This window comes from Anaerotignum faecicola (genome assembly GCA_024460105.1).
GTDB lineage: Bacteria > Bacillota > Clostridia > Lachnospirales > Anaerotignaceae > JANFXS01.
In genome coordinates this window covers 1-452 of record JANFXS010000280.1, presented here as the reverse complement: position 1 = coordinate 452, position 452 = coordinate 1, and the positions used below count along the sequence as shown (strand labels likewise).

Here is a 452-nt window from a genome sequence, read left to right as displayed (position 1 = left end):
AGATACTTCATATCCCTCGCCAGCGTAGCAGAATCACAGCTCACATAGACCACCCGCTTCGGGCCCATTTTAACAATCGTATCCAGACAGACCTCATCGCAGCCTTTTCTCGGCGGGTCTACGACGATCACATCGGCATATACCTGATTCTTCTCATACTCCCGCGGCAGCACCTCCTCGGCTTTTCCGACAAAGAATTCCACGTTCTCCATCCCGTTAATTCTTGCATTCTCCCTGGCGTCGTCGATGGCCTGAGGTACGATTTCCACACCGTAAACCTTCTTTGCCTTCTGCGCAAGGAATAGTGATATAGTTCCAATCCCGCAGTATAAATCCCACACCGTCTCACCGCCGGTCAATCCCGCATATTCCAGTGCCGTGGAATAGAGTTTCTCCGTCTGCACCGGGTTTACCTGGTAAAATGACAGCGGGGAAATGCGGTATTTAACACC

The 452-nt window shown here is 51.3% G+C and carries 1 protein-coding gene; it reads right to left on the bottom strand.

The genetic code is table 11. From position 1 onward, the window contains the following. Positions 1-452, bottom strand: a 452-nt coding sequence (rlmD, locus tag NE664_13955) for a 23S rRNA (uracil(1939)-C(5))-methyltransferase RlmD (protein MCQ4727738.1), incomplete at both ends; no start/stop codon positions are given.